Below are 22,537 nucleotides of genomic sequence, written 5' to 3'. Positions count from 1 at the left end.
ATGGCATGGAGCGATCCGTCGTGACCGCGATGCTGTCGGCCCTGCGCCGCAATGTGTCGCGCGTATCCATGGCGACCTTTGCGGCATTGCTGCTTTCCGCCTGCCAGACCTCCGCCGACATGGCCGCCCGGCCCGCCGAAATCCACGTGCTGACATCGGGCGGTTTCAGCGCGGCCTTTGACAGGCTCGCCGCGCAATATCGCACCGAAACCGGCACCCGGATCGTGACGGAACATGGGCCATCCATGGGCGAAACCAGCAACGCGATTCCCGCGCGCCTTGCCCGCCATGAACCGGCCGACGTCGTCATACTCGCGCGTTCCGCACTGGATAAGCTGGTCGCCGCAGGTCAGGTCAGCCGCGGCACGGAGATCGATCTGGGGCTCTCCAAGATCGCCGTGGCGGTCAAGGACGGCGCGCCCATTCCCGACATCTCGACCGCGGATGCCGTCCGGACTGCCTTGCTCAACGCGAAGTCGGTCGCATGGTCCGACAGCGCCAGTGGCGTCTACATCCAGACGACCATGCTGGACAGGCTGGGCGTCGCTGATCAGGTTCGTCCCAAAGGGCGGATGATCCCCGCTACTCCGGTCGGCGAGATCGTGGCGAGGGGGGAGGCCGAGATCGGTTTCCAGCAACTCTCCGAACTCAAGCCGGTCAAGGGCATCCGCATCGTCGGGCTGCTGCCGGACTCGCTCCAGAAGGTGACACCCTTTTCCGGCGGCATCGTCGCCTATTCGCCCCAGCCCGAAACGGCGCGGGCCCTGCTCGACTATCTCTCCTCGCCCAAGGCCTACAGCATCATTCGTGAAAGCGGCCTTGAACCGGCATCGCAAAAGGTGACCCCATGACCGCCCAGACCCACACGGCCTCAGCCGATTTCACTGAAGCGGCAACCGACAGGAAGAAGTCGGCCTTCAAATCCATCTTCATCGTGGCCAGCGGCAACTTCCTGGAGATGTTCGACTTCATGGTGTTCGGCTATTACGCCACCTACATCTCGAAGGCGTTCTTTCCCACCGGCAGCGAGTTCGCCTCGCTGCTGCTGACATTGATGACTTTCGGCGCCGGATTCCTCATGCGGCCGGTCGGCGCGCTGGTTCTGGGCGCCTATGTCGACCATCATGGCCGCCGCAAGGGGCTGCTGCTCGTGCTGGGGCTGATGGCGCTCGGTACGCTCGCCATCGCGATCACCCCGACCTATGAGCAGATCGGCCTTGCGGCGCCGCTCATCATCCTGGTCGGCCGGCTGGTCCAGGGACTTTCCGCCGGCGTCGAGGTCGGCGGCGTGTCGGTCTACCTGAACGAGATCGCACCGCCGCATCGCAAGGGCTTCTTCACATCCTGGCAGTCGGCCAGCCAGCAGGCGGCGGTGGTGTTCGCCGCGCTGATCGGCCTCATCGTCTCGACGAGCCTGCCGCCTGAAACCATGCAGGCCTGGGGCTGGCGCGTGCCCTTCATCATCGGCTGCGTGATGATCCCCTTCCTCTTCATCATCCGCCGCCATGTCGAAGAGACCGAGGCGTTCCTGAACCGCAAGGAGCATCCGCAGATCGGCCAGATCGTGCGCATCATCGGCGCGAACTGGGGCATCGTGCTGCAAGGCGCGCTGATGGCGGTCATGACCACCGTGTTTTTCTACATGATCACCGCCTACACCCCGACCTTCGGCAGCAAGGTGCTGAACCTGGACGCGGGCGACAGCCTGCTCGTGACTGCCTGCGTCGGCCTCACCAACTTCATTCTGCTGCCCGTCATGGGTGCGCTGTCGGACAAGGTCGGCCGCCGCCCGTTGCTGATCACCGCGACGTTGCTGGGCGCGGCGCTTGCCTATCCGCTGATGAGCTGGCTGGTGGCTGATCCGACCTTCGGCAAGCTGCTGGCGGTGGAACTGCTGCTGGCCGCGATCTACGCCACCTATAACGGCGCCTTCATCGTCTATCTGACCGAAGTCATTCCGGGCCATGTCCGCACTGTCGGCTTCAGCCTGGCCTACAGCACGGCGACCGCGATCTTCGGTGGCTTCACCCCCGCGATCAGCACCGCCCTCATCGGCGCGACCGGGGACAAGGCGATCCCCGGCGCCTGGTGCGCCGCAGCGGCGCTTCTTTCCCTGCTCGCCCTGCTGATCGGCAGTCGCGCCAATCGCAAGGCCATCGAACAGGACTGAGACTTTCCTCGCTTCAACCTGACAATATAAGATCTGGGAGACTATTGATGCACAAGCAACTGAAGGGCCTTTTCGCGCAAGGGGCGGCGTTGATGCCGCTGGCGATGGCGCTGACCGTGATGACGCCTTCGGGCGCGGCGGCGCAGGACGCGACAGCCGCGCCTGCTGCTGATCCGGCCGTGACGCAGGATGTGGCGCCGCAGGATGTGGCGGCCCAGGATGTGGCTGCCGATCCGGCTGCCGCTTCTGTCGACGACGCATCGATCGTCGTCACCGGCAGCCGCGTCGCCAACGGCTTCAAGACGCCGACGCCAGTCACCATGGCGAGTTCCGAGCAACTGCGCGTGGCCGCGCCGACCAACCTTGCCGACGGCCTTAACCAGTTGCCCGCCTTCAACGGCAGCACCAAGACGTCCAGTCCGTCAACCACCAACAGCCGCGGCGGCAGCAGCGGCCAGAATCTGCTCAACCTGCGCGGCCTGGGCGCGCAGCGGACCCTGATCCTGCTCGACGGCCGGCGCCTGCCCGCCACCAACAGCGGCGGTTCGGTCGACATCAACATCATTCCGCAGGGCCTTGTCAGCCGCGTCGATGTCGTGACCGGCGGCGCTTCGGCGGCCTATGGTTCCGACGCGGTGGCGGGCGTCGTGAACTTCGTGCTCGACACGAAATTGCGGGGCTTCAAGGCGGAGGCGCTGACGGGCATTTCCACCCATGGCGATCTGCCCTCGTTCGGCGGTTCCTTTGCCTTCGGCACCGCGGGCGCGGACGATCGGCTCCGTTTCGTCGCGGGTATCGATTATTTCTACCAGAAGGGGCTGCGCGCCGACCAAAGGACGCATCGCGACTGGTTCGACGACAATGCCGGGCAGATCGTCAACCCGGTGGCCGGCGCTCGCCCGCTCAACCTCATCATCCCCTCGATCCGCAGCTCGATCGGCACCTATGGTGGCCTGATCAGCGCCGGTCCGCTGCGCGGCACGCAATTCCTCGCCAACGGCGTTTCGGCGCCTTTCGATTATGGCACGATCACCGGCACGGCTTTCCAGAGCGGCGGCGACGGCGCGAGGGCGAATATCGGCCTTCAACCGACGCAGGAGCGCTATAACGGCTTTGCCCGCGCCGAATTTGACCTGTCGTCCGCCACGACGCTGTTCGTCGAGGGACTCTACGCCCGCAGCCATACCAATCAGGGCGCTTTCGTCAGCCAGAATGTCGGTTCCAACGCGGCCTACACCATCTATCGCGACAACGCCTATCTGCCGGCGGACATCCTGGCCCGCATGGTGGCGGCCAATGTCCAGTCCTTCCAGCTCGGCCGGTTCGAGGGCGAATTGCCGCTGGTCGAGAATGAATCGACTATAGACGTCTATCACGGATCGATCGGCGTGCGCGGTGAGCTTGACGGCACATGGAAATGGGACGCATCCTATAATTTTGGCCAGTCGGACCAGGAACTGCGGTCGAACAACCTCACCATCGCGCGCAATCTCTATGCTTCGGCCGATGCCGTGCGGAACCAGGCCGGACAGATTGTCTGCCGTTCGACGCTCGCCGGCCTCGATCCGGGCTGCACCCCGCGCAATCTGTTCGGACCGCAGGCCCCCAATCAGGCGATCACCGACTATGTGACCGGTGACAATGTCCTGAACCTGCGACTGCGCCAGCAGGTCGCCGCGATCAACATCCGGGGTGATCTGGGCGACAATCTGCAAATTGCCGGACCGATCTCGGTCGCGGCCGGCGTCGAATATCGCAAGGAGACGGCGAAGCAGACGACTGATGCCCTGTCCCCCACGCGCATCGATTTCACCGGCATTCGCGGTGGCCCGGCCGCGCTTCAGGGGCGGCAAGGGCCCTATCGTTTCTTCAATCCGCTGCCTTTTTCCGGCGAATATGACATTCGCGAAGGCTATCTGGAAATTGCCGTGCCCGTGCTCAAGGACAGCCCGATCGCCCAGTCGCTGGACCTCAATGGAGCGGTCCGCTATGCCGACTACAGCACGTCGGGCGGGGCGACGACGTGGAAACTGGGCGGCAGCTGGCAGTTGAACGACGCGCTCCGCTTCCGCGGCACCTGGTCGCAGGATATTCGCGCGCCCAACCTGCTCGAACTGTTCAACCCCGCGACGCAGTTGAACGGCAATGTGGTCTACAATGGCGTGACGACGCCGCAGGTCAATTTCGCCACCGGCAACCCCAATCTCAAACCTGAACGGGCGAGGACCATCACCTTCGGCGGCGTCTATCAGCCGAGCTGGCTCCCCGGCTTCCAGGCGTCGGTCGACTATTACAAGATCAAGCTCAAGGACGCGATCACCACGCTGGCGGAACAGCGGGTGGTCGACGAATGCGCGGCGGGCAACCAGGCCCAGTGCGCGAACATCACGGTGCTGCCTTCGGGATCGCTCAGCATCCTGCGCCCCAACCTCAACCTGGCGGAGCAGACCGTCGCCGGCATCGACTTCGAAATCGGCTACAAGACCGATTTTGCCGGCGGCAATCTCAACGTGCGTCTGATCGGCAATCATGCGACGGAAAATAATTCGCAGACTCCCGGGTCTCCGGTGCGCGAGGCGCTGGGCGAGACGATCACGCCGAAATGGAGCGGCGTGCTTCAGGCGAACTGGTCGAACGAAGCCTTCTCGCTGTTCGTGCAGGAGCGTTTCATCAGCGCAGCAAAGCTGGATGCCACGCGGATAGAGGGCATCGACATCAACGACAACAGCACGCCCGCGGTGTTCTACACCAATGTCACGGCGACCTATAATCTCCACATGGGCGGCGGCAAGCAGCAGGTCTATCTGTCCGTGGCCAATCTGTTCGACCGCGATCCCCCGCTGTCGCCTCCGCCGGTGACGACGTTCACCACGGCCGCCAGCAGCGCTTATGATCCGATAGGTCGCTATATCACGGCGGGTGTCCGCATATCCTTCTGATCCTTTGGGGAGCGCGTCCGGCCCGTCGCGCTCCCCGCCAATCCGGGGAATGGAAAATGACCATCGACCGTCTTGCGACCATGCGACCCGTATCCAGGCATGTGGTCGATCATATGCTCTCTGGCATGCTGGGCCAGACGAGCGACGTGCTGATGATGCAATATGGAATCAGCTACAATACCTGGCGAAAGATCCGCGCCGGCGACCCGATACGCAAATCCGTCGCGGAGCGGCTGGAGCAGCGTATCCTGGGCAAGAGCGGTACGTAGAGCATCGTGCGGAAAAGTGGGAACCGGTTTTCCGCGCAAAGGATGCGACAACAAAGAACCCACAGCATCGTGCGGAAAAGTGGGAACCGGTTTTCCGCGCAAAGGATGCGACAACAAAGAACCCACAGCATCGTGCGGAAAAGCGGGAAACGGTTTTCCGCCTGGAACATATCTTTCGGCCGCGACATGGCCTATGAAGGCACTGGTACAGTTCGGGCGGTCGACGGTCTGGAAGCATGAGTTTGCAAAAGAGTGTCTGAGCGCCGGCGGAATTATCGCGTCATTGCGTTGGTGGTGGCTTTCGCCCTGTTCATGCAGCAACTGGATGCCACCGTTCTGACCATCGCGCTGCCGGCCATGTCGCGCGATTTCGGTATCCCGGCTTCGGGCCTCAGCCTCGCGCTCACATCCTATCTCGTCGCGCTCGCGGCATTCATTCCCGCCAGCGGCTGGGCGGCCGATCGTTTCGGCTCACGCACCATCTTTTGCAGCGCGATCGCCATCTTCATGGCGGGGTCGGTTGCCTGCGCCTGGTCGAACAGCCTTCCGACGCTGGTTGGCGCGCGCTTCTTTCAGGGTATCGGCGGCGCCATGATGGTGCCGGTCGGCAGGCTGGTCCTGCTGCGCAGCGTCAGCCGGGATGACTTGGTCGCCGCCTTGTCATGGCTCGTCATGCCGGCCCTGGTGGGGCCTATCGTCGGACCACCGCTGGGCGGGCTGATCGTGACCTATCTGGACTGGCGCTGGATCTTCTACATCAACATCCCGATCGGCGCGGCCGGGCTGGCGCTGGCGATCTGGCTCATTCCCCAGATAAGGGAAGACGACGTGGCGCAGTTCGACGCGCGGGGCTTCGTTTTGTCGGGACTGGCGCTCGGATGCCTCATCTTCGGTCTGGAACTTGGCAGCCATGCTGTCGGGCTGCCGGTCATCATCGCACTTCTGGGATGCTGCGCGTTGTTCTTCATCGCCTATCTTGTGCATGCCCGTCGAACGAAAGACCCGATCCTCGATCTTTCGCTCATGCGCATCCGCACCTTTGGCCTTTCCGTGGCGGGCGGCACGCTGACCCGCATCGCGCAGGGCGCGCAACCCTTCCTGCTGCCGCTGCTTTTCCAGATCGGCTTTGGCATTTCCGCAGCCCAGGCGGGCACGATCATGGCGGCGACAGCGATCGGCGCCCTGGCCATGAAGCCGATCGCGCCGTCGGTCATCCAGCGGTTCGGCTATCGTGCATGCCTGATGGCGGGAAGCGTGGCGGCTGCAATCGCCATCAGCGGCTGTGCCCTGTTCAGTCCGGCCTGGCCCCAGCCTGCACTGGGCGCGGTGCTGCTCATATCCGGATTTTTCACGTCCTTGCTGTTCACCGGGTACAATGCGCTGGCCTTTGTCGATGTCGACCAGTCGAAAATGAGCGCGGCGACCAGCCTCTATGCGACATTCCAGCAGATCAGCCTGTCGCTGGGCATCTGCTTCGCCGCCAGCCTGCTCGAACTCCGGGGTTCGATGGACGCGGCCAATTTCAGCGGGATATTCATCCTTATCGGCCTGGTGGCCTTTTCCGCGACCTTCACGAACCGGCTCCTGCGGCCAGATGCCGGCACTTCCTCCCCTCCGGCCCAGGCCCTCGACCAGGCATGAGCGGCTGAGCGGAACGCCGCGCCGGCTTGCCAATATAGGTTCTTACGCGTACCTTTAAATTCGATGGCGACATCGGATATGGAGGCATGGGTGCAGAACTTCTTCAAGGGCTTCTTCCAGTTCGGCTATGTAACCCGCGATGTGGAGGCGGCCGTCGCGGCGTTCCGCGACAGGTTCGGCGCGGTCGAATTCATGGTGAACGATCCTCCGGCGATCGACGGCCGGCCAGCGCCCACCCGACGCATAGCGCTCGCCTGGATCGACAATGTGATGACGGAGATCATCGAGCCCGATCCCATGCAGAAGACGATCTATGACGATCATCTTCCTCCCGTCGCCGGGCCGATCCGGCTGCACCATTTCGGATATCTGATCGACGATCATCAGGCGATGCTCGATCGCCTTGGGGACATGGGTTATGATGTGCCCATGGCCGGCTCGATGCCGGGCGCTCTCGACTATATTTACGCGGACACACGCCGCGATCTGGGAGTCTGGTCAGAATTTATCCGCCTGGACGAGGGCGGAAAGGCCTTCTTTGGCGCCGTGCCGCGTAACATGACGGGGTGATAAGAACGATCGTTCCTTCGATGCGCGAACATCTCTGAATTGAATACGAATATTTGCACGAATAATTGGCATATTGACTGTATTCGCTGAAAATATAATAAACTTGGCGAAACATATACAAGGAGAGAGTCGTGCAGCCGATATTGGCGGGCAAGGTGGCTGTCGTCACGGGCGGCGCATCGGGGATCGGCCGGGCGACGGCGGAACTGCTCGCGGCGCAAGGTGCGGCCGTGATGATCGCCGATCTGGACGAAAGCAATGCGAGCGCGGCGGCGGATGCCATAACGGCATCGGGCGGGCGGGCGCTGGCATTGCGCGCCGACATGCGGGAAGAGGGCCAGGTGCGGGCGGCGATCGAAGCGACCGTCGCACATTTCGGCGGCGTCGACCTGCTCGACAACACCGTGTCCTACAATGCACCCGAACAGACCGGCGCGGACGGCGAAATCCACGAGATGGATGCCGCAATCTGGAACCGGGCGCTGGAGATCAATCTGCGCGGCCCGATGCTGGCCGCCAAATATTGCATACCCCAGATGCTGAAGCGCGGCGGTGGCGCGATCGTCAATATCTCGTCGACCGCCGGCATATTGTCGCTGGGCACCGTCCCCGCCTATGCGGCGTCGAAGGCGGCGGTGCACAGCCTCAGCCAATCGATCGCCACCGCCTATGGCAGGCGCGGCATCCGCTGCAACACGATAGCGCCCGGCTTCATCGATACGCCCACGACGCGGAACATGGGCGATCAGTTCTTTCAGATGACCCTGGACAATAATGTACTGCCTTATCTGGGTCAGCCGGACGATATAGCGCAGGCGGCGCTGTTCCTGCTGTCGGACGCGGCCCGCTACATCACGGGTCAGTTGCTGGCGGTCGACGGCGGACAGACCATCCACCTGCCGGTGGTCGCGGATATGTGGCGCATGGCGGCGGGCAAGCCGCTGGTCGAGACAGCGTGAGGAGAGACGGGATGCAGACGCATGGACGGCTGAACGGCAAGGTGGCGGTGGTCACCGGCGGGACCAAGGGCATAGGGCAGGGCATCGTCCTGCGCTTCCTCAAGGAGGGGGCTGCGGTGGTCTATTGCTCGCGCAGCCCGGAGAATAACCGGGAGAATGAGGCGCTGATCGCCAGCATCCCCGGCGCGGCGGATCGGGCCCGCTTCGTCGCCGCCGATGTCGGCAATCGGCAGCAGATGGAAGATCTGGTGAACAATGCGGCCGAACAATTCGGCCGACTGGACATCGTCGTCAACAATGCTCAGGGGATCGCGCCGGTCCGATCGATAGAGAACAAGCCGGATGCTGACTATACGATGACGCTGATGACTGGTTTCTACCAGTCGCTCTGGACCAGTCGTGCGGCGGTTCCACACATGCGCAAGGTGGGCGGCGGGAGGCTGATCTATTTTTCCAGCCACTGGAACATCTGGGGGCAACCCTATGCCAGCGACTACAACATCACCAAGTCTGCCAATGAGGCGCTGACGCGCAGCGCCGCGCGGGAGTTTGGCAAGGACAATATCACGGCCAACTGCATCACGCCGGCGGGCGATAGCTGGGCCTACAAGAGTTGGGCCGACCAGAACCGGGAAATGGCCGAAGCGAGCGTGCGGCAGTTCCCGATGCGTCGCATGGGCGATTGCGAGGTCGACATTGCCGGCGCGGTGCTGGGTCTTTGCAGCGACAATGGCCGCTTCATCACCGGGCAGGTCTTCTGCGTCGACGGCGGCGTATGGGCGACCGCACCGCTCCAGATGCATGAGGAGGGCACGGATATCCACAAGGGCCACAGCCAGGCCGCCGTCGAACTGACGGTTTGAGCGCGGGGAGGACAGGATGGGATTGATCGAAGGGCAGGTCGCGATCGTCACGGGCGCGGCCAATGAATTGACCCAGGGCATTGCCCGCCGCTTCGCCCGGGAAGGTGCGAAGGTTGTGCTGGTGGACCGCGATCAGGACGCCGCGCAGGCGGCTGCGCGCGCCATCCCGGATGCGGAAGCGCGCAGCGCGGACCTTGCCGATCCAGCCGCCGCGCGGGCGCTGGCCGATGCCGTGGTGCAGGCGCATGGCCGGATCGACATAGTGCTGAACGGCGCCCACGCGGCTCTGAAGTGGGACCGGCTGGCAGACAGGCAGGCGGCGCCGGACTTCACGGCGGCGTTCAACGACGTGCTGCTCAGCGCGCTCAACATGATGCAGGCCGCCTATCCTCATATGAAGGCGGCAGGCACCGGACGCATCGTCAATCTGGGGTCGATCTATGGTCCGACGGCGAACGAGGGCGTGTCGGATGCCGTCACCATGGATTTCGCGCTGACCGGGCTCAGCCGGTCGGCGGGCGTCGAATGGGGGAAGGACGGCATACTCGTCAATTTCCTGCAGGCGGCAGTGCCCGATATCGGGGTCTTTGCGGAGTATCGGGCGAAGAAGGGCAGAAGCGTCGAGACGCTGATCGCCAATACGGCGATGCCGCGCCTCGCCGATCCGGTGGAGGATGTTGGCGGCGCGGCGATGTTCCTGGTGTCGGACGAAGCCTGCTTCATTCTGGGCCACCGCGTGCTGGCCGATGGCGGGCAGCATCTGACGGCCGCGATCTTCGAACCCGGCGCGGAGCGGTGACGAAGGGCTGGACCAGCATGGCCGCGAACAGCTGGGCGAGGCCGTCCAGCTCCTTCCCCTGATGCATGACAGGCGGCCGGCCGTGGCCGATCGCCTGCGCCAATGCGGTAGCTCGTGGCTTCAGAGCTTCTTGAGATCCTCAGCGGTCAGGCTTGTGACCAGTCCCTTGTCGCCGGCGGACAGGGTCGCGGCCGGGATGGAGACGAAGCGGCCCCTGTAGATGATCTGAACCGATGCCGGCGCGCCTTCGCCATTCTGGATGATCCGGTCGATGAATCCGACGCGGACGCCATCGGCGGTCTTGACCATGGTGCGCGTCTTGATGGCGGGAGCCTCCTGCGCGATCGCGACGGAGGAAAGGGAAAGGGCGGCCGCAAGCGAGAAAAGATATTTCATATATGCCTCATAACTGATCTGGCGGGCTGCTATCATGTTGTTCGGGCGGGAACAAAATCAAAGCGCGGTTGCCGCCAAGCGATCACCTATATGAACGATGCTGCCGGCCGGCCTTGCAGCGGCGGGCTGGGCGGCGATGTCGGCATTGAATTTCGTCGGGTTTCAGAGCATGGAACCTGCATGCATAATGAACAGCGACATGCCGATGCGTCGGGACAGCTTGAACCCCTGGCTCGGCCGGAAGCCCTGACGGAAATGGTGGCTGATCGACTTCGCAGCGCGATCCTGTCGGGCGCCCTCGCTCCCGGCACGCATCTTAGCGTGCCGGAAATCGCCAAGCGGCTTGGCGTCAGCCGGACCCCGGCGCGGGAAGGGCTGATCGCCCTGGAACGGGAGGGGCTGGTGGAGCCGCGGGCGAGCGCCGGCGTCGCCGTGATCGCGGGCGGTACCCGCGACATTCTCGACCTGCTGGATATTCGCGAAGGGCTGGAGATCGTCACGGTGCGCCGCGCAGCCGAGCGCATGGATGCGGATGGCATCGCCAAACTCAAGGCGCTGTTCGCGCAGCATGAGGCGGTGGTCGCGCAAAATGATCTGGCCGGCCATGTCGAACTGGACGCTACCTTTCACGGCATGATCCGCGAGGGGGCGTGCAATGGGCGTCTGGCGCGTCAACTGGTGCAGATCGATCAGCAGTTGCGGGTTCTCAACAGCCGCCTGTCGCGCGCGCGGGGATGGAGCGGCCGTGCAGTATTGCGTGATCACAAGGCGATCATCGATGCCATAGAGGCAGGCAATCCCGACGCTGCCGAACGCCACATGCGCGCCCATATCGAGCGAACGCGCACTTTCCAGCAACGGTCAGCCGGACAGGCTGAATAACGGTCCACAGCGTGTTCACCGCATAGGCGATGCTTGAACGCCCATGCGCCGGGCCAGTCGATCCTCTGCATGTTGCATGTATACTGATGCGACTGACAGGAGGAACCGGGGATGATTCGACTGGATGGACGCGTCGCGATTGTCACCGGCGCCGGACGGGGAATGGGACGGACCCATGCGCTCCTGCTCGCCGCGCGCGGAGCAAAGGTGCTGGTGAACGACTATGGCGGCGCGCAATCGACCCTGACTCCGGGCAGCATTTCCCATGCGCAGTCGGTGGTGGAAGAAATCCGTGCGGCAGGGGGCGAGGCGGAGGCGGATGCCGCCATGGTCGGCACGGGCGAATCCGCGAGGGACATTGTCCAGCACGCGCTGGATGCTTTCGGCCGTATCGACATATTGGTCAACAATGCCGGGGGATCGTTGATCGGCGAACCCGATGCCTTCGCCGATGAAGAGATCGAAGGTGTTTTGCGGACCAATTTCATCGGACCCTACATGCTGTTGCGGCGTGTCTGGCCGCTGATGCGCGATCAGGGTTTCGGCCGGATCGTCAATGTCATGTCATCGGCGGTGCTGGGGGCGGGGCATTTGGGCCCATATGCGGCGGGCAAGGCCGGGTTGCTGGGGCTGACCCATGACGCCGCCTTTGACGGGCGACCGCATAATATCCTGGTGAACGGAGTCTTCCCGACCGGCGCCTCCCGCCTGACGGAAACATCGCATGAGGATCTGGCGCTCTGGTACCGAACCCATTTCCAGCCGGAAAAGGTATCGGCGCTGATCGCCTATCTGAGCAGCGAGGAACTGGATTTCAGCGGCGAAGTCTTCAACGTCGGGGGAGGGCGCGTCGCGCGGCTGGCCATCTTCGACAATGACGGTCTGTTCGATCCGGCGATCACGCCGGAGAGCATCGCCGCGAATATCGACCTGATCCGCGACCTGAGCCAACCCACCATCATCCCCACCCTGTGGGCGCAGACAGAGCGCTATTTCGCCTACATTCCCTGGACGGGCGGCAGGGCGGGGCTGTTCTGAACAGCAGGAGGACAAGATATGGAAGGACCGCTCAAAGGAAAGGTCGCGCTCATCACCGGCAGTGGATCGGGCATGGGCGTGGGCATCGCGCTTGCAGTCGCCAAGGCGGGAGCGGCCGTCGTCTTGGTGGGACGGACGGTTGAGACGCTGGAACGCACGCGGGCGCAGATCGAGGCGGCCGGTGGGCGCGCGATGGTCGCGCCGTGCGACGTCACCGACCGCGCGCAGGTCGACGCCACCGTGGCGCGCGCCCAGGCGGAACTCGGCCCCATCTGGCTGTTGGTGAACAACGCCGTATCGACCGACAACCGGCCGATCGAGGATGTGGATGACGCCAATCTCGACCTCGTCCTGCGGTCGGCGATCCACGGCTCGCTCTACATGATGCAGGCGTGCTTCCCCACGATGAAGGCGCGGGGCGGCCGGATCGTGAATTTCGGCTCTGGCGGGGCGACCATGGGCCTGCCGGAAGTGGGCGCCTATGCGATCGCCAAGGAGGGCGTCCGGGGGCTTACCAAGACTGCGGCTACAGGCTGGGGCAAATATGGAATCACGGTCAATACCGTCTGCCCCATGGTTGCGACGCCGCTGTTCGACAGCTGGTGGCAAAGCCTGAGCGAGGCCGAGCGCGAACATCAGCTATCGATGATCCCGATGCGCCGAATGGGCGAGGGGGAGCAGGATGTCGGCGGCCTCATCGTCTTTCTGGCAAGCGAGAATGCCGGCTACATCACCAGCCGCACACTGCACGTGGACGGAGGGCGTGCCTTCTATGACCGCTGACCGGAGGGGCACGGCACCAGCCTCGTCCTGACATATATCATCAACAGGCTTGATATTTTGCATGCAACATGCAAATAAGTGCTGGAGGTGTTCCCATGACGATTATTCTCGATCCTACCGCATCGCTGGTCCACGATATTGCCGATCCCGGTCCCCCTGCGGGCGATCTTCAAGGCAGGAAGATCGCGATCCGCATCGACATGCTGTGGCGCAGTTGGGACTGGGTCAGTGAAATATGGGCCGAAAGGCTGCGCGCCGAAGGCGCGGAGGTGACCTTCTGGCGAAGCTGCGGCCGCACCGGCGAGGAAGGCGAACAGGCCGACCGTGAATATCAGGCGTTGCTGGCGCAGAGCGACATGGCCATTGTCGGCCTGGGCAATTGCGGGTCCTGCACAAGCTGGACCATCGCTGACGCGCTGACGGCGGCCGCCACCGGAATGCCGACCATCGCGGTGGCCACCGCCCATTTCGAAGGTCTGGCCAGGAATCTGGCGAAGCGCGGCGGACGATCGGGTCTGCGCCTTCACATCCTTCCCTATCCTCTCGATATCCTTCCGAAAGAGCAGGTCCATGACATTGCAAGAAACCACTATCGATCGTTCCTGCGGGATTTCGGGGTGCGAAGCGGACTGGCTGAGCAGTCGGCGGCATGAGGTCGACGACGATATTGTCGCCTTCAACAATTTCGCCATGGCGCAGGGGTGGGGGGACGGGCTGCCGCTGATCCCGCCGACGCAGGCGCGGGTGCAGGATTTCCTGATCGCAGGCGGGCGATTTCCAGACGAGCTGATTGCCGTGCTGCCGCCGCTGCGCGCCGAATGCACGGTGGAAAAGATCGCGATCAACGCCGTCATGGCGGGCTGTACGGGCGAGTCCATGCCGCTCTTGTGCGCCGCGATCGAAGCCATGGCGGACCCGAAATTCGATCTTGCGGGCCTCAACGCCACCACCGGGTCGGTGGTGCCGGCGCTGATCGTCAACGGCCAGATCCGCAACCGGCTGGACATTCCCTGCCAGGCCGGCTGCCTGGGTGGAGTCGCCGGACCCGCAGTGGCCATCGGCCGAGCCATTCGTCTGATCATGCGCAATGTGGCGGGCCAGTTGATCGGCGCCACGTCGCAAAGCGTCTACGGCACGCCGGGGCGGGTTGCCGGCATCCTCTTCGGCGAATGGGAGGAACGGTCCCCCTGGGCGCCGCTGGCGGAACGGCGCGGGGTTCAGGGGGATGCCGTCACCGCCTATGGCGCGATGGGCACGGCCAATATCTGCGATGTCGTGGCGAACAGCGCCGACGGCTTCCTGGACATGATCGCCAAGTCCATGGCCTATCCCGGCGCCAACGGCTTCCTGCCTTCCTCCGCCTTTGCCGAAACGCTGTGCGTGATCAACCCGATCTGGGCAGAGGTGATCGCGCGGGCCTATCCCCGGATGGAGGATGTGCAGGCCTATATCTGGGACAAATGCGCATTGCCCATCGACTGGTTTCGGCCCGAATATCGCGACCCCATCGGCAATCTCGGCCGGATCAAGCCCGACGGGCGCGTTCATCTGGTGCCCAGTCCCGATGATGTTCTGGTGATGGTTGCGGGAGGAGAGGGCGGCCTGCACGCGGCGATGCTGCACAGTTGGGGCACCTGCCTTACGGTTACGCGTCCGGTCGCGTCTGCATGAACGGTGACGTCATCATCGGCGATCGCGTTCGCGGGCGGGCCGAATTGCTTGACAGGGCAGCGCGGCTGGCAAGCGCCATGGCGGCGGCAGGGGTGGTCGCCGGCGACGCGGTCGCGCTGCTGCTGCGCAATGATTTTGCCGTGCTGGAGGCCAATCTCGCCGTTCGCCGGCTGGATGCCTATGGCGTGCCGATCAACTGGCACTGGCACGGGGCGGAGATCGGCTACGTGCTGCGTGACGCCACGCCCCGGCTGCTGATCGGACATGCCGATCTGCTGGAAGGGATAAGGAACGAGATTCCGGACCACCTGCCCGTCATCGCCGTGGGCGGGAAGGGCAATTGGCCGGATTATGACGACTGGATCGGCGCGCACGAACCCCATGCCGGCAATGGCAATGGTCTCGGCTCCTCGATGGTCTACACCTCGGGCACCACCGGCAAACCCAAGGCGGTCCGGCGCCTGCCCGCGACGGGCGAGGAATCGGCGCAGCGCGCGCGGGTTCTCTCGATCATCCATGATACGGCCCCGGGAAATGTCGCGCTGGTCACCGGGCCGCTTTATCATCTCTTCAGTCAGGCGATCCTGATGGCGACCTTCGGCGCGGGTGGCACGGTGGTCGTGATGGAGCGGTTTGATCCGGAGGAGTGCCTGCGCCTCATCGAGAAGCATCGCGTCACCCATAGCGCGCTGGTGCCGACCCTGTTCGTAAGGCTGCTGCGCCTGCCCCCGGAGGCGCGGACACGATATGATCTTTCCACCCTTCGACATGTCGTCCATTCCGGTGCCCCCTGCGCGCCGGAGGTGAAGCGCGCGATGCTGAAATGGTGGGGTCCTGTGCTCTACGAGACCTATGGATCGACGGAGACCGGCGTCGTTACGAAGATCAGCCCGGAGGAGTGGTTGGCAAAGCCCGGCAGTGTCGGACGACCCGTGCTGACCGGGGAGGTTCGTATTCGCGGCGGAGACGGCCAGTGGGCAGGACCGGGGCAGACGGGCGACATCTATCTGCGTATCCACGGCACGCCTGACTTCACCTTTCACGGCGATCCCGAAAAGCGCGCCGCCGTGGAATATGACGGGCTCATCACATGCGGCGACATGGGATGGCTGGATGAAGAGGGCTATCTCTTCCTCTGCGACCGCCGCGTCGACATGGTGATTTCCGGCGGCGTCAACATCTACCCGGCGGAAGTCGAGGCCGCCCTGCTGGAACATCCCGGCGTGGCCGACTGTGCCGTGTTCGGGATTCCCGATCCCGAATTTGGCGAGGCGCTGGTGGCGTATGTCGAGGCTGAAGACGGGGTGAAGCCCGACGAGCTGAAGGCGTTTCTGCGTGCGCGGATCGCGGGATACAAGGTTCCACGGCATGTCGTCATAAGCGATGTCCTGCCCCGGGAAGAGACGGGCAAGATCATGAAACGGCGGCTGCGGGACAATTTCCTCGCCGACGCATCAGGGGAGAGCATCAAGGGATGAGCGGACAGGGGAGCAGCGCCATCCCGCCCGGCGCGCTGGCGGGATTGAAGGTCATCGACATGGCGTCGCTCTATGCCGCGCCGCTGGCGGCGACGATCATGGCGGATTTCGGTGCCGACGTCCTGAAGATCGAGCCGCCGGAAGGCGATCTGTTCCGCAACAGCAAGATGTGGCCGCTCGTCGCGCGCGGGAAGCGCTGTGTTGCGATGGACCTGCGTTCGGCCGAAGGAATTGCGCGGCTCAAATCGCTGGTCGAACATGCCGATGTGGTGGTTGAAAATTACCCCGCCGACGTGCTGGCCAGACGCGGCATCGGCTGGAATGTCCTCTCGGCCATCAACCCCCGCCTCGTCATGCTTTCCCTGTCCTGCTTCGGGGGAACCGGCCCCTATGCGGGCCGTCCCGGTTCGGGCACGATCGGCGAAGGCTTTGGCGGCCTGACGGAACTGATGGGGGCAGCCGACGGCGCGCCGATGCTGCCGTCGGTGGCGCTGGGCGATGCCGTGGGCGCGATGAGCGCCGTGATCGGAACCCTGTCCGCATTGTACTGGCGCGACCGCAACGGACAGGGGCAGCAGGTGGACGCCAGCCTCTATGAACCGATCCTCCAGATCGTCGCCCATGCGGCGCAAAGATGGGAGCCGGGCCGGTCGCCCGAACGGACGGGGTCGCGCCTGCCGGGCGTGCTGCGCAACGTCTATCGGACGGCCGATCGGCGATATGTCGCGATCTCCGCCAGCACCGCACGCCATGCCGCGGACCTGGTGGCGCTGGCGGCGGGCGAGGGGGCGGGTGGAGCGGGAGACGACGCCGACCCCGACGCGCAGGTGGCGGCCTGGATCGCCACCGTGCCGCAGTCCGCGCTGGTCGAGCAACTTGTCGCCCGGCGCATCCCCGTGACGCCCGTCAACAGCCTGGATGATATGCTGGCTGACCCCCATGTGCGCGCCCGCGCCAGCCTGGTTCATGTTTCGGACGATGCCTTGGGCGATCTGGCGCTCGCCGCGCCTGCGCCGCGCCTGTCGGAAACGCCGGGGCGGATCGGGGAGGTGAACCCGCCGCTGCACACCGATGTCGAGCCGGTGCTGAAGCGCTGGGCCGAAAGGTGAGGGCGCGTTGATCCGGCTGGCGGCGCATCTGGGCATAGTCGATCCCGCGGCGCCCTTGCTTGCGGCGACGGCCGGGTCGATCGATCCGGTTGCGCAGATCGAATGCGCCGCGCGACTGGGCTTTGCCGGCATCACCGACAATGGACTGAAGCTACGCCCGCCGATGGTGCAGCAGGCCATGGGTATGGCGCTGCGCGATCATGGAATGGCGATGGGCAGTTTCACCCATAATCCGCTAGGGCTGGAGCCGCCCTTTTTCTGGGGGGCGACCATTGCGGACATGGAAGCGGCAATGGCTCCCGGCCTGGCCGCAGCGGAGCGCATTGGCGGCGGCTGCATCAACATGATCCTGCTGGATTGCGGTGCACCCCAGGCGGAACAATTGGCGCGAGCGACCGAGAATTTCGCGAGCGCCGTGACGCTGGCACGGGAACGCGGCGTCGCGCTGGCGGTCGAGGTGGCGAGCCGGGCACGCGTGCCGCAGGTGCTGGTGGAGCATGTGGACGCGGTGGCCGCCATGGCCCGATCGGCAGGCGTGGGGCTGATCCTCGACAGTTGCCATTGCCATTGTAGCGGGGAGGACATGGCGGCGATGATCCTGGCGCATGCGGACATCCTTGCCGCGGTACAGATCGCCGACATGCCCGGCCGCGTTCAGCCCGGCGCGGGCGTCATCGAATTTGCGCCGATCATGGCGGCGCTGCGCCGGATTGGCTGGACCGGCCTGGTCGAGGCGGAATTTATGCCAAAGGTGAAGGGCGTCGAGGGAGAAGCCGCCGCCATCGCCGCATTGAAAGCGATCGGCTGACTTCAACCCTGTCGTTCGGGCGTATGCACGATCAGGCCATCCAGCGCCGGGCGCAGACGGATCTGGCAGGAAAGCCGCGAATCCTCGCGCTTTCCATGCGCGAAATCCAGCATGTCCCATTCATCCTGGGACGGCGGCCCCACCATGTCGATCCATGCCGGATCGACATGGACATGGCATGTCGCGCAGGCCGCGCTGCCGCCGCATTCGCCGATGATATTCTCGACGCCCGCGCGCTTGCCGATGTCCATGACCGACTGGCCGACATCGCCGTCCAGCGTGGTGACGACGCCGGAGGGGGTGATGAAGGTGACATGGACCATGATGATTTCCCCGGCCTTGGACACATGACCGGCGTGGTGAAACGCGCGGTCCCCTTGTCTTAGGGCGTTAAGCCAGGCTGGCGCCATCGGAAAGAATCGGCGTCCGGCATCATGTCTGCGATCCCTCCGGCGCGCTCTTGCGCCAGCCTTGCCGCTGCGGGCAGGTTCGGCCGGAGGCCGACATTTTCAAAGCCGATAGCTTGTTAATTTAGATACCCGTTAGTATCTATATAACGTGGCACAAGATTTTGGGAGAGAGCGATGCGGGCAGCGATATTCAAGGGCGCTGGTACGCCGTTAGTCGTCGAAAACGTGGCGGATCCCGAACCCGGCGAGGGCGAGGCGGTGATCAAGGTGACGCGTTGCGGCGTCTGCGGCACGGATCTGAGCATGACATCCGGCAAGGGCAATGATTTCCCCGTCAACAGCGTCATCGGCCATGAATATTGCGGCGAGGTCGTCGCCCTGGGCAAGGGCGTCGAAAGGCTGAAGGTCGGCCAGTTCGTCACCGCGATGCCGGTCGCCGGCTGCGGCCGTTGTCCGCCCTGCCTTGCCGGCTATCCGATGGCCTGCGCGCAGATGCAGGGACTTGTCGGCGGTTTCGGCGAATATATGCGGATCGCCGCCGCAAGTTCGGTGCTGTTGCCCGAAACCCTGACGCCTGCCGATGGCGCGCTGATCGAGCCTCTGGCCGTCGGCCTGCGCGGCGTGCGGCTGGCGCAGATGCAGCCGGGGGCGAAGGTCGCGGTGCTGGGTGCCGGATCGATCGGCCTTGCCGTCATCTACTGGGCGCGCCTGCTGGGCGCTGGGAAGATCGTGGCCATTTCCCGCTCCGCGCGACGCGCCGATCTGGCGATCCAGATGGGCGCCAACAGTTTCGAGGCACTGGGCGAGGGCGAAATGGAACGCGTCTCCGCTGCCCTGGGAGGTATGCCTGACATCGTGCTGGAATGCGTCGGCGCGGTCGGCATGACGCAGAAGGCGGTAGAGCTGGTCGCCCCCGGCGGGACAGTCGTGTCGCTGGGCTTCTGCTCCTCGCCCGATCCGATCCTGCCTTCGCTCGCCACATGGAAGCAGGTCACGATCAAATTCTCCTTCGCCTATGACCTGCGCGAATTCGAACATAGCGCCAATGCACTGGACGCCGGGCATGTCGAGCCGCGCCTGATGGTGTCGAGGACGGTGGGCCTGGACGCCTTTCCCGACCTGTTCGAACAATTGCGGGCGGGCGCCAACGAGACCAAGATTCACGTCGATCCGTGGAGCGTCGCCTGATGAGCAGCGAAGCCGTTTTGCAGGACCAGCCGCAACTGACCCTCGATGTCCTGCTGGCTGGCTCGACGGCCCGCACCGGCCTCAGCGACTTTGGCGACCCTGCTTTCCGGGAAGGGCTGGACCTGCTGCTGTCCGACATCCGCGCGCTGGACCTGGAACCTGCCTGCGTGCAGGCGACCGCATGGCGCATCGGTCAGTCGCTCGATACCCGCGCCTTGGCCGTCAAGGGGCTGAAGGCGCGGCCGGAGGTGCTGGAGACGCCGATCAGGGAACCGATCATCATCGCCGGCCTGGTCCGTTCGGGTACGACCGCGCTGCACCTGCTGATGTCGCTCGATCCGCAATTCCAGGGACCGGAACATTGGCTGACCGTCTACCCCATGCCCCGCCCGCCGCGGGACAGCTGGGACGCCATTGCCGAATACCGGACCGAAAAGGCGTCGCTCGACGCCTATCTGGAGGCGTCGCCGGAATCGGCCGACGACCATATGATGACGGCGGAAGGGATCGAGGAATCCCTGTTCATCCTGGGCTCCAGCTTCGCCAGCAACATGTGGCCGTCCATGTGGGACGTGCCGAATTACGACCGCTGGTACCGGGGCCGGGACGACACCGACAGCTATCGCTGGCTTGCCGACGTGCTGCGCCTGATCGGCGCAGGGGACGATCGCCGGTGGCTGCTCAAGAATCCCACGGATCTCTTTTCCCTGCAGGAGGTGCTGAACGTCTTTCCGGACGCGAAGATCATCCAGACCCACCGTGACCCGGTGGATTCGACGCCCTCCGTCAGCAACCTTATCTTCTCGGCGCGCAGGGCCTTTTGCGGCGACAAGGCGAACCGCGCCGATGTCGGACGGCGGGAAGCGGAGATGTGGGCGCAGGCGCTGGAACGTGCCGAAGCGGTGCGGGCGAAAAGCGACGCCACTTTCATCGATGTCGAGTTTCGCGACTTCACGCGTGACCAGATGAGCACGATCCGCTCCATCTATGATCGCCTCGGCCTGACGCTGACGGCCGAAACCGAAGGCGCGATGCAGGCCTGGCTCGATGCGCATCCCCACAGGCCCGGCACCGGGCCCAAGCACAGCCCGGAGGATTTCGGCCTGACCCGCGCGGGGCTGGAGGAACGGTTCGCCGCCTATCGATCGCGGCGCGGCTATATCTGAAGGGCGCGCGCAGCGACCGCTTGATGGGCCGGTCGCTGCGCCGTCGTTCCGGCAGGTTTTCAGATGATCCCGTCTTCGGCCAGCCCGTCGATCGCGGCCGCGTCCAGCCCCAGTTCCTGTGCCAGCACCTCCCGCGTATGTTCCCCAAGCATCGGCGGGGCGCGATAGTCGGTGATCGGCGTTTCGGAAAAATTGAGCGGACTGCGGATCACGTCGAGATCGGACTTCAGCGGATGCGGCGCGCGCACGCGCAATCCCCGATGCACGGCCTGCGGATAATCGAACACCTGCTCCAGATCATTGATCGGCCCGCTGGGAATGCCGGCCGCGCCCAGCTTCTCCAGCCAGTAATCGACGCTGTTCGTCTGGAAGATCGCGTTGAACACCTCGGTGATTTCGTCCCGGTTCTTCACCCGTTCGACATTGGTGTAGAAACGGGGATCGTCCTTCAGTTCGGGATGACCGACCGCGTCGCACAGCGCGAGATACTGCTTGTCGTTGCCCGACGTGATCATGATGGCGCCGTCGCTGCACGGGAACATGCTGGTCGGCATGCCGCCATTGCCCTGGGTGCCCCGGCGCACCGGCACCTCGCCCGAAGTCAGGTAGATCTGCGCATAATGCGACAGCGCCGACACGCCGCAATCCAGCAGGGCGATGTCGATATACTGGCCCTCGCCGCCAGCGGCGTCGCGATGATACAGGGCGGCCAATATGGCATTGGCGACGTTCAGCCCGGTGAACAGGTCGATGATGCTGGGGCCGACCTTCATCGGTCCGGCGCCCGGCTTGCCCTCCGGCACGCCGGTGACGCTCATGAGGCCGCACTCGCCCTGGAACACCGCGTCATAGCCTGGCTTTCCCGCCAGCGGCCCGTCCTGGCCATAGCCGGTGACGGAGCAGTAGATGATGCGGGGATTGACGGCCTTCAGGCTTTCATAGTCGAGGCCATAGCGCTTGAGATCGCCGACCTTGTAATTCTCCATCACCACGTCGCAGGACTTGACGAGTTCGCGGATCAGTTCCTGCCCCTTCGCGCTGGCGATGTTGAGGGCGACCGATCGCTTGTTGCGGTTGACGGACATGTAGAAGGCATTTTCCCGCGTCGGCTTCCCCTGCGCATCGCGCAGATAGGGTTCGCCGAAAATGCGGGCATCGTCGCCCACGACCGGGCGTTCGATCTTGATCACATCCGCGCCCATGTCGGCCAGGACCTGCGACCCGAACGGCCCCGCCAGAACGCGGGTCAGGTCAAGCACGCGGATCTTTTCAAGGGGCAGTCTGGCCATGGATCACCTTGCTGAAAATAGCATTTTCCCATGCCACCTGAGGGTATGATGACAAGATCGGACCATGCCTGTTCACAACCATGATATGCTTTCCAAAGAAGGCCGTCGG

22 protein-coding genes are annotated in these 22,537 nt (G+C 64.3%); 19 read left to right on the top strand and 3 right to left on the bottom strand.

What is annotated here, in order from left to right; genetic code table 11:
- The first annotated feature begins 5 nt into the window (after positions 1-5).
- The 9 genes from ACN9MX_RS21225 (at position 6) to ACN9MX_RS21185 (ending at position 10,210) form a co-directional block, all read left to right on the top strand.
- Positions 6-851: a substrate-binding domain-containing protein gene (locus ACN9MX_RS21225; RefSeq protein ID WP_363829001.1), complete on the top strand. Its 846-nt coding sequence runs from the start codon at positions 6-8 to the stop codon at positions 849-851.
- Positions 848-2,170 carry an MFS transporter gene (locus tag ACN9MX_RS21220; RefSeq protein WP_363736331.1) on the top strand — a complete coding sequence of 441 codons (1,323 nt, stop codon included), beginning with the start codon at positions 848-850 and terminating at the stop codon, positions 2,168-2,170. The genes ACN9MX_RS21225 and ACN9MX_RS21220 overlap by 4 nt, the downstream gene beginning before the upstream one ends.
- Before the next feature lie 47 nt (positions 2,171-2,217).
- The gene (locus tag ACN9MX_RS21215; RefSeq protein ID WP_363829000.1) at positions 2,218-5,109 is read left to right on the top strand and encodes a TonB-dependent receptor plug domain-containing protein; all 2,892 of its coding nucleotides are present in this window, start codon (positions 2,218-2,220) and stop codon (positions 5,107-5,109) included.
- Positions 5,110-5,165: 56 nt separating this feature from the next.
- The gene (locus tag ACN9MX_RS21210) at positions 5,166-5,378 is read left to right on the top strand and encodes a hypothetical protein (RefSeq protein ID WP_133651359.1); all 213 of its coding nucleotides are present in this window, start codon (positions 5,166-5,168) and stop codon (positions 5,376-5,378) included.
- Positions 5,379-5,630: 252 nt separating this feature from the next.
- Complete coding sequence (locus tag ACN9MX_RS21205; protein ID WP_363828997.1) at positions 5,631-7,019, top strand: DHA2 family efflux MFS transporter permease subunit; 1,389 nt, start codon at positions 5,631-5,633, stop codon at positions 7,017-7,019.
- A gap of 90 nt (positions 7,020-7,109) precedes the next feature.
- Entirely contained in the window at positions 7,110-7,589 is a 480-nt protein-coding gene (locus tag ACN9MX_RS21200) for a VOC family protein (RefSeq protein ID WP_363736325.1), read from the top strand.
- A gap of 131 nt (positions 7,590-7,720) precedes the next feature.
- Complete coding sequence (locus ACN9MX_RS21195; RefSeq protein WP_363828995.1) at positions 7,721-8,548, top strand: SDR family NAD(P)-dependent oxidoreductase; 828 nt, start codon at positions 7,721-7,723, stop codon at positions 8,546-8,548.
- 11 nt (positions 8,549-8,559) lie between these two features.
- On the top strand, positions 8,560-9,411 hold the full coding sequence (locus tag ACN9MX_RS21190; protein WP_363828993.1) for an SDR family NAD(P)-dependent oxidoreductase: 852 nt from the start codon (positions 8,560-8,562) through the stop codon (positions 9,409-9,411).
- Positions 9,412-9,427: 16 nt separating this feature from the next.
- Positions 9,428-10,210 carry an SDR family NAD(P)-dependent oxidoreductase gene (locus ACN9MX_RS21185; RefSeq protein WP_363828991.1) on the top strand — a complete coding sequence of 261 codons (783 nt, stop codon included), beginning with the start codon at positions 9,428-9,430 and terminating at the stop codon, positions 10,208-10,210.
- Between the two features lie 120 nt (positions 10,211-10,330).
- On the opposite strand, the gene ACN9MX_RS21180 is transcribed toward ACN9MX_RS21185, so the two are convergent.
- Complete coding sequence (locus ACN9MX_RS21180) at positions 10,331-10,606, bottom strand: hypothetical protein (protein ID WP_133651354.1); 276 nt, start codon at positions 10,604-10,606, stop codon at positions 10,331-10,333.
- Between the two features lie 180 nt (positions 10,607-10,786).
- Here ACN9MX_RS21180 and ACN9MX_RS21175 point away from each other — a divergent pair, with 180 nt between their 5' ends.
- From ACN9MX_RS21175 to ACN9MX_RS21140, 8 genes are all read left to right on the top strand, one after another.
- Positions 10,787-11,488, top strand: coding sequence for a GntR family transcriptional regulator (locus ACN9MX_RS21175; protein WP_363828989.1), 702 nt, complete (start codon positions 10,787-10,789; stop codon positions 11,486-11,488).
- A gap of 111 nt (positions 11,489-11,599) precedes the next feature.
- Complete coding sequence (locus ACN9MX_RS21170) at positions 11,600-12,526, top strand: SDR family NAD(P)-dependent oxidoreductase (RefSeq protein WP_363828987.1); 927 nt, start codon at positions 11,600-11,602, stop codon at positions 12,524-12,526.
- An 18-nt stretch (positions 12,527-12,544) separates the two neighbouring features.
- Positions 12,545-13,309, top strand: a complete 765-nt coding sequence (locus ACN9MX_RS21165; protein ID WP_363736314.1) for an SDR family NAD(P)-dependent oxidoreductase — start codon at positions 12,545-12,547, stop codon at positions 13,307-13,309.
- A gap of 95 nt (positions 13,310-13,404) precedes the next feature.
- Positions 13,405-13,962, top strand: a complete 558-nt coding sequence (locus ACN9MX_RS21160; protein WP_133651350.1) for a UGSC family (seleno)protein — start codon at positions 13,405-13,407, stop codon at positions 13,960-13,962.
- On the top strand, positions 13,880-14,980 hold the full coding sequence (locus tag ACN9MX_RS21155) for a hypothetical protein (protein WP_363828985.1): 1,101 nt from the start codon (positions 13,880-13,882) through the stop codon (positions 14,978-14,980). Before ACN9MX_RS21160 ends, ACN9MX_RS21155 begins: the two co-directional genes overlap by 83 nt.
- Positions 14,977-16,458, top strand: coding sequence for an AMP-binding protein (locus ACN9MX_RS21150; RefSeq protein WP_363828983.1), 1,482 nt, complete (start codon positions 14,977-14,979; stop codon positions 16,456-16,458). The genes ACN9MX_RS21155 and ACN9MX_RS21150 overlap by 4 nt, the downstream gene beginning before the upstream one ends.
- A complete protein-coding gene (locus tag ACN9MX_RS21145; protein WP_363828980.1) occupies positions 16,455-17,567 on the top strand; it encodes a CaiB/BaiF CoA transferase family protein in 1,113 nt (370 codons plus the stop codon). The genes ACN9MX_RS21150 and ACN9MX_RS21145 overlap by 4 nt, the downstream gene beginning before the upstream one ends.
- A 7-nt stretch (positions 17,568-17,574) precedes the next feature.
- The gene (locus tag ACN9MX_RS21140) at positions 17,575-18,375 is read left to right on the top strand and encodes a TIM barrel protein (protein ID WP_363736307.1); all 801 of its coding nucleotides are present in this window, start codon (positions 17,575-17,577) and stop codon (positions 18,373-18,375) included.
- Positions 18,376-18,377: 2 nt separating this feature from the next.
- Here ACN9MX_RS21140 and ACN9MX_RS21135 read toward each other — a convergent pair whose 3' ends face one another.
- Positions 18,378-18,698, bottom strand: a complete 321-nt coding sequence (locus tag ACN9MX_RS21135; RefSeq protein WP_133651347.1) for a 2Fe-2S iron-sulfur cluster-binding protein — start codon at positions 18,696-18,698, stop codon at positions 18,378-18,380.
- Positions 18,699-18,959: 261 nt separating this feature from the next.
- On the opposite strand from ACN9MX_RS21135, the gene ACN9MX_RS21130 reads away from it, so the two are divergent.
- Complete coding sequence (locus ACN9MX_RS21130; RefSeq protein WP_363828978.1) at positions 18,960-19,973, top strand: alcohol dehydrogenase catalytic domain-containing protein; 1,014 nt, start codon at positions 18,960-18,962, stop codon at positions 19,971-19,973.
- On the top strand, positions 19,973-21,139 hold the full coding sequence (locus tag ACN9MX_RS21125; RefSeq protein WP_363828977.1) for a sulfotransferase family protein: 1,167 nt from the start codon (positions 19,973-19,975) through the stop codon (positions 21,137-21,139). The genes ACN9MX_RS21130 and ACN9MX_RS21125 overlap by 1 nt, the downstream gene beginning before the upstream one ends.
- A gap of 59 nt (positions 21,140-21,198) precedes the next feature.
- Here ACN9MX_RS21125 and ACN9MX_RS21120 read toward each other — a convergent pair whose 3' ends face one another.
- Entirely contained in the window at positions 21,199-22,428 is a 1,230-nt protein-coding gene (locus ACN9MX_RS21120; RefSeq protein WP_363828975.1) for a CaiB/BaiF CoA transferase family protein, read from the bottom strand.
- Positions 22,429-22,537 lie beyond the last annotated feature (109 nt).

This window comes from Sphingobium sp. R-21 (assembly GCF_049913335.1).
Lineage (GTDB): Bacteria > Pseudomonadota > Alphaproteobacteria > Sphingomonadales > Sphingomonadaceae > Sphingobium.
This window is presented reverse-complemented; position numbering and strand designations above follow the sequence as displayed.

Bases quoted from the DNA above. Each gene is read 5' to 3' on its own strand.
- ACN9MX_RS21190 (WP_363828993.1), top strand. From the start codon at position 8,560: ATGCAGACGCATGGACGGCTGAACGGCAAGGTGGCGGTGGTCACCGGC.
- ACN9MX_RS21180 (WP_133651354.1), bottom strand. From the start codon at position 10,606: ATGAAATATCTTTTCTCGCTTGCGGCCGCCCTTTCCCTTTCCTCCGTC.
- ACN9MX_RS21175 (WP_363828989.1), top strand. From the start codon at position 10,787: ATGCATAATGAACAGCGACATGCCGATGCGTCGGGACAGCTTGAACCC.
- ACN9MX_RS21120 (WP_363828975.1), bottom strand. From the start codon at position 22,428: ATGGCCAGACTGCCCCTTGAAAAGATCCGCGTGCTTGACCTGACCCGC.
- ACN9MX_RS21145 (WP_363828980.1), top strand. From the start codon at position 16,455: ATGAGCGGACAGGGGAGCAGCGCCATCCCGCCCGGCGCGCTGGCGGGA.
- ACN9MX_RS21155 (WP_363828985.1), top strand. From the start codon at position 13,880: ATGACATTGCAAGAAACCACTATCGATCGTTCCTGCGGGATTTCGGGG.
- ACN9MX_RS21225 (WP_363829001.1), top strand. From the start codon at position 6: ATGGAGCGATCCGTCGTGACCGCGATGCTGTCGGCCCTGCGCCGCAAT.
- ACN9MX_RS21135 (WP_133651347.1), bottom strand. From the start codon at position 18,698: ATGGTCCATGTCACCTTCATCACCCCCTCCGGCGTCGTCACCACGCTG.
- ACN9MX_RS21170 (WP_363828987.1), top strand. From the start codon at position 11,600: ATGATTCGACTGGATGGACGCGTCGCGATTGTCACCGGCGCCGGACGG.
- ACN9MX_RS21160 (WP_133651350.1), top strand. From the start codon at position 13,405: ATGACGATTATTCTCGATCCTACCGCATCGCTGGTCCACGATATTGCC.
- ACN9MX_RS21210 (WP_133651359.1), top strand. From the start codon at position 5,166: ATGACCATCGACCGTCTTGCGACCATGCGACCCGTATCCAGGCATGTG.
- ACN9MX_RS21215 (WP_363829000.1), top strand. From the start codon at position 2,218: ATGCACAAGCAACTGAAGGGCCTTTTCGCGCAAGGGGCGGCGTTGATG.
- ACN9MX_RS21130 (WP_363828978.1), top strand. From the start codon at position 18,960: ATGCGGGCAGCGATATTCAAGGGCGCTGGTACGCCGTTAGTCGTCGAA.
- ACN9MX_RS21150 (WP_363828983.1), top strand. From the start codon at position 14,977: ATGAACGGTGACGTCATCATCGGCGATCGCGTTCGCGGGCGGGCCGAA.
- ACN9MX_RS21185 (WP_363828991.1), top strand. From the start codon at position 9,428: ATGGGATTGATCGAAGGGCAGGTCGCGATCGTCACGGGCGCGGCCAAT.
- ACN9MX_RS21125 (WP_363828977.1), top strand. From the start codon at position 19,973: ATGAGCAGCGAAGCCGTTTTGCAGGACCAGCCGCAACTGACCCTCGAT.
- ACN9MX_RS21220 (WP_363736331.1), top strand. From the start codon at position 848: ATGACCGCCCAGACCCACACGGCCTCAGCCGATTTCACTGAAGCGGCA.
- ACN9MX_RS21165 (WP_363736314.1), top strand. From the start codon at position 12,545: ATGGAAGGACCGCTCAAAGGAAAGGTCGCGCTCATCACCGGCAGTGGA.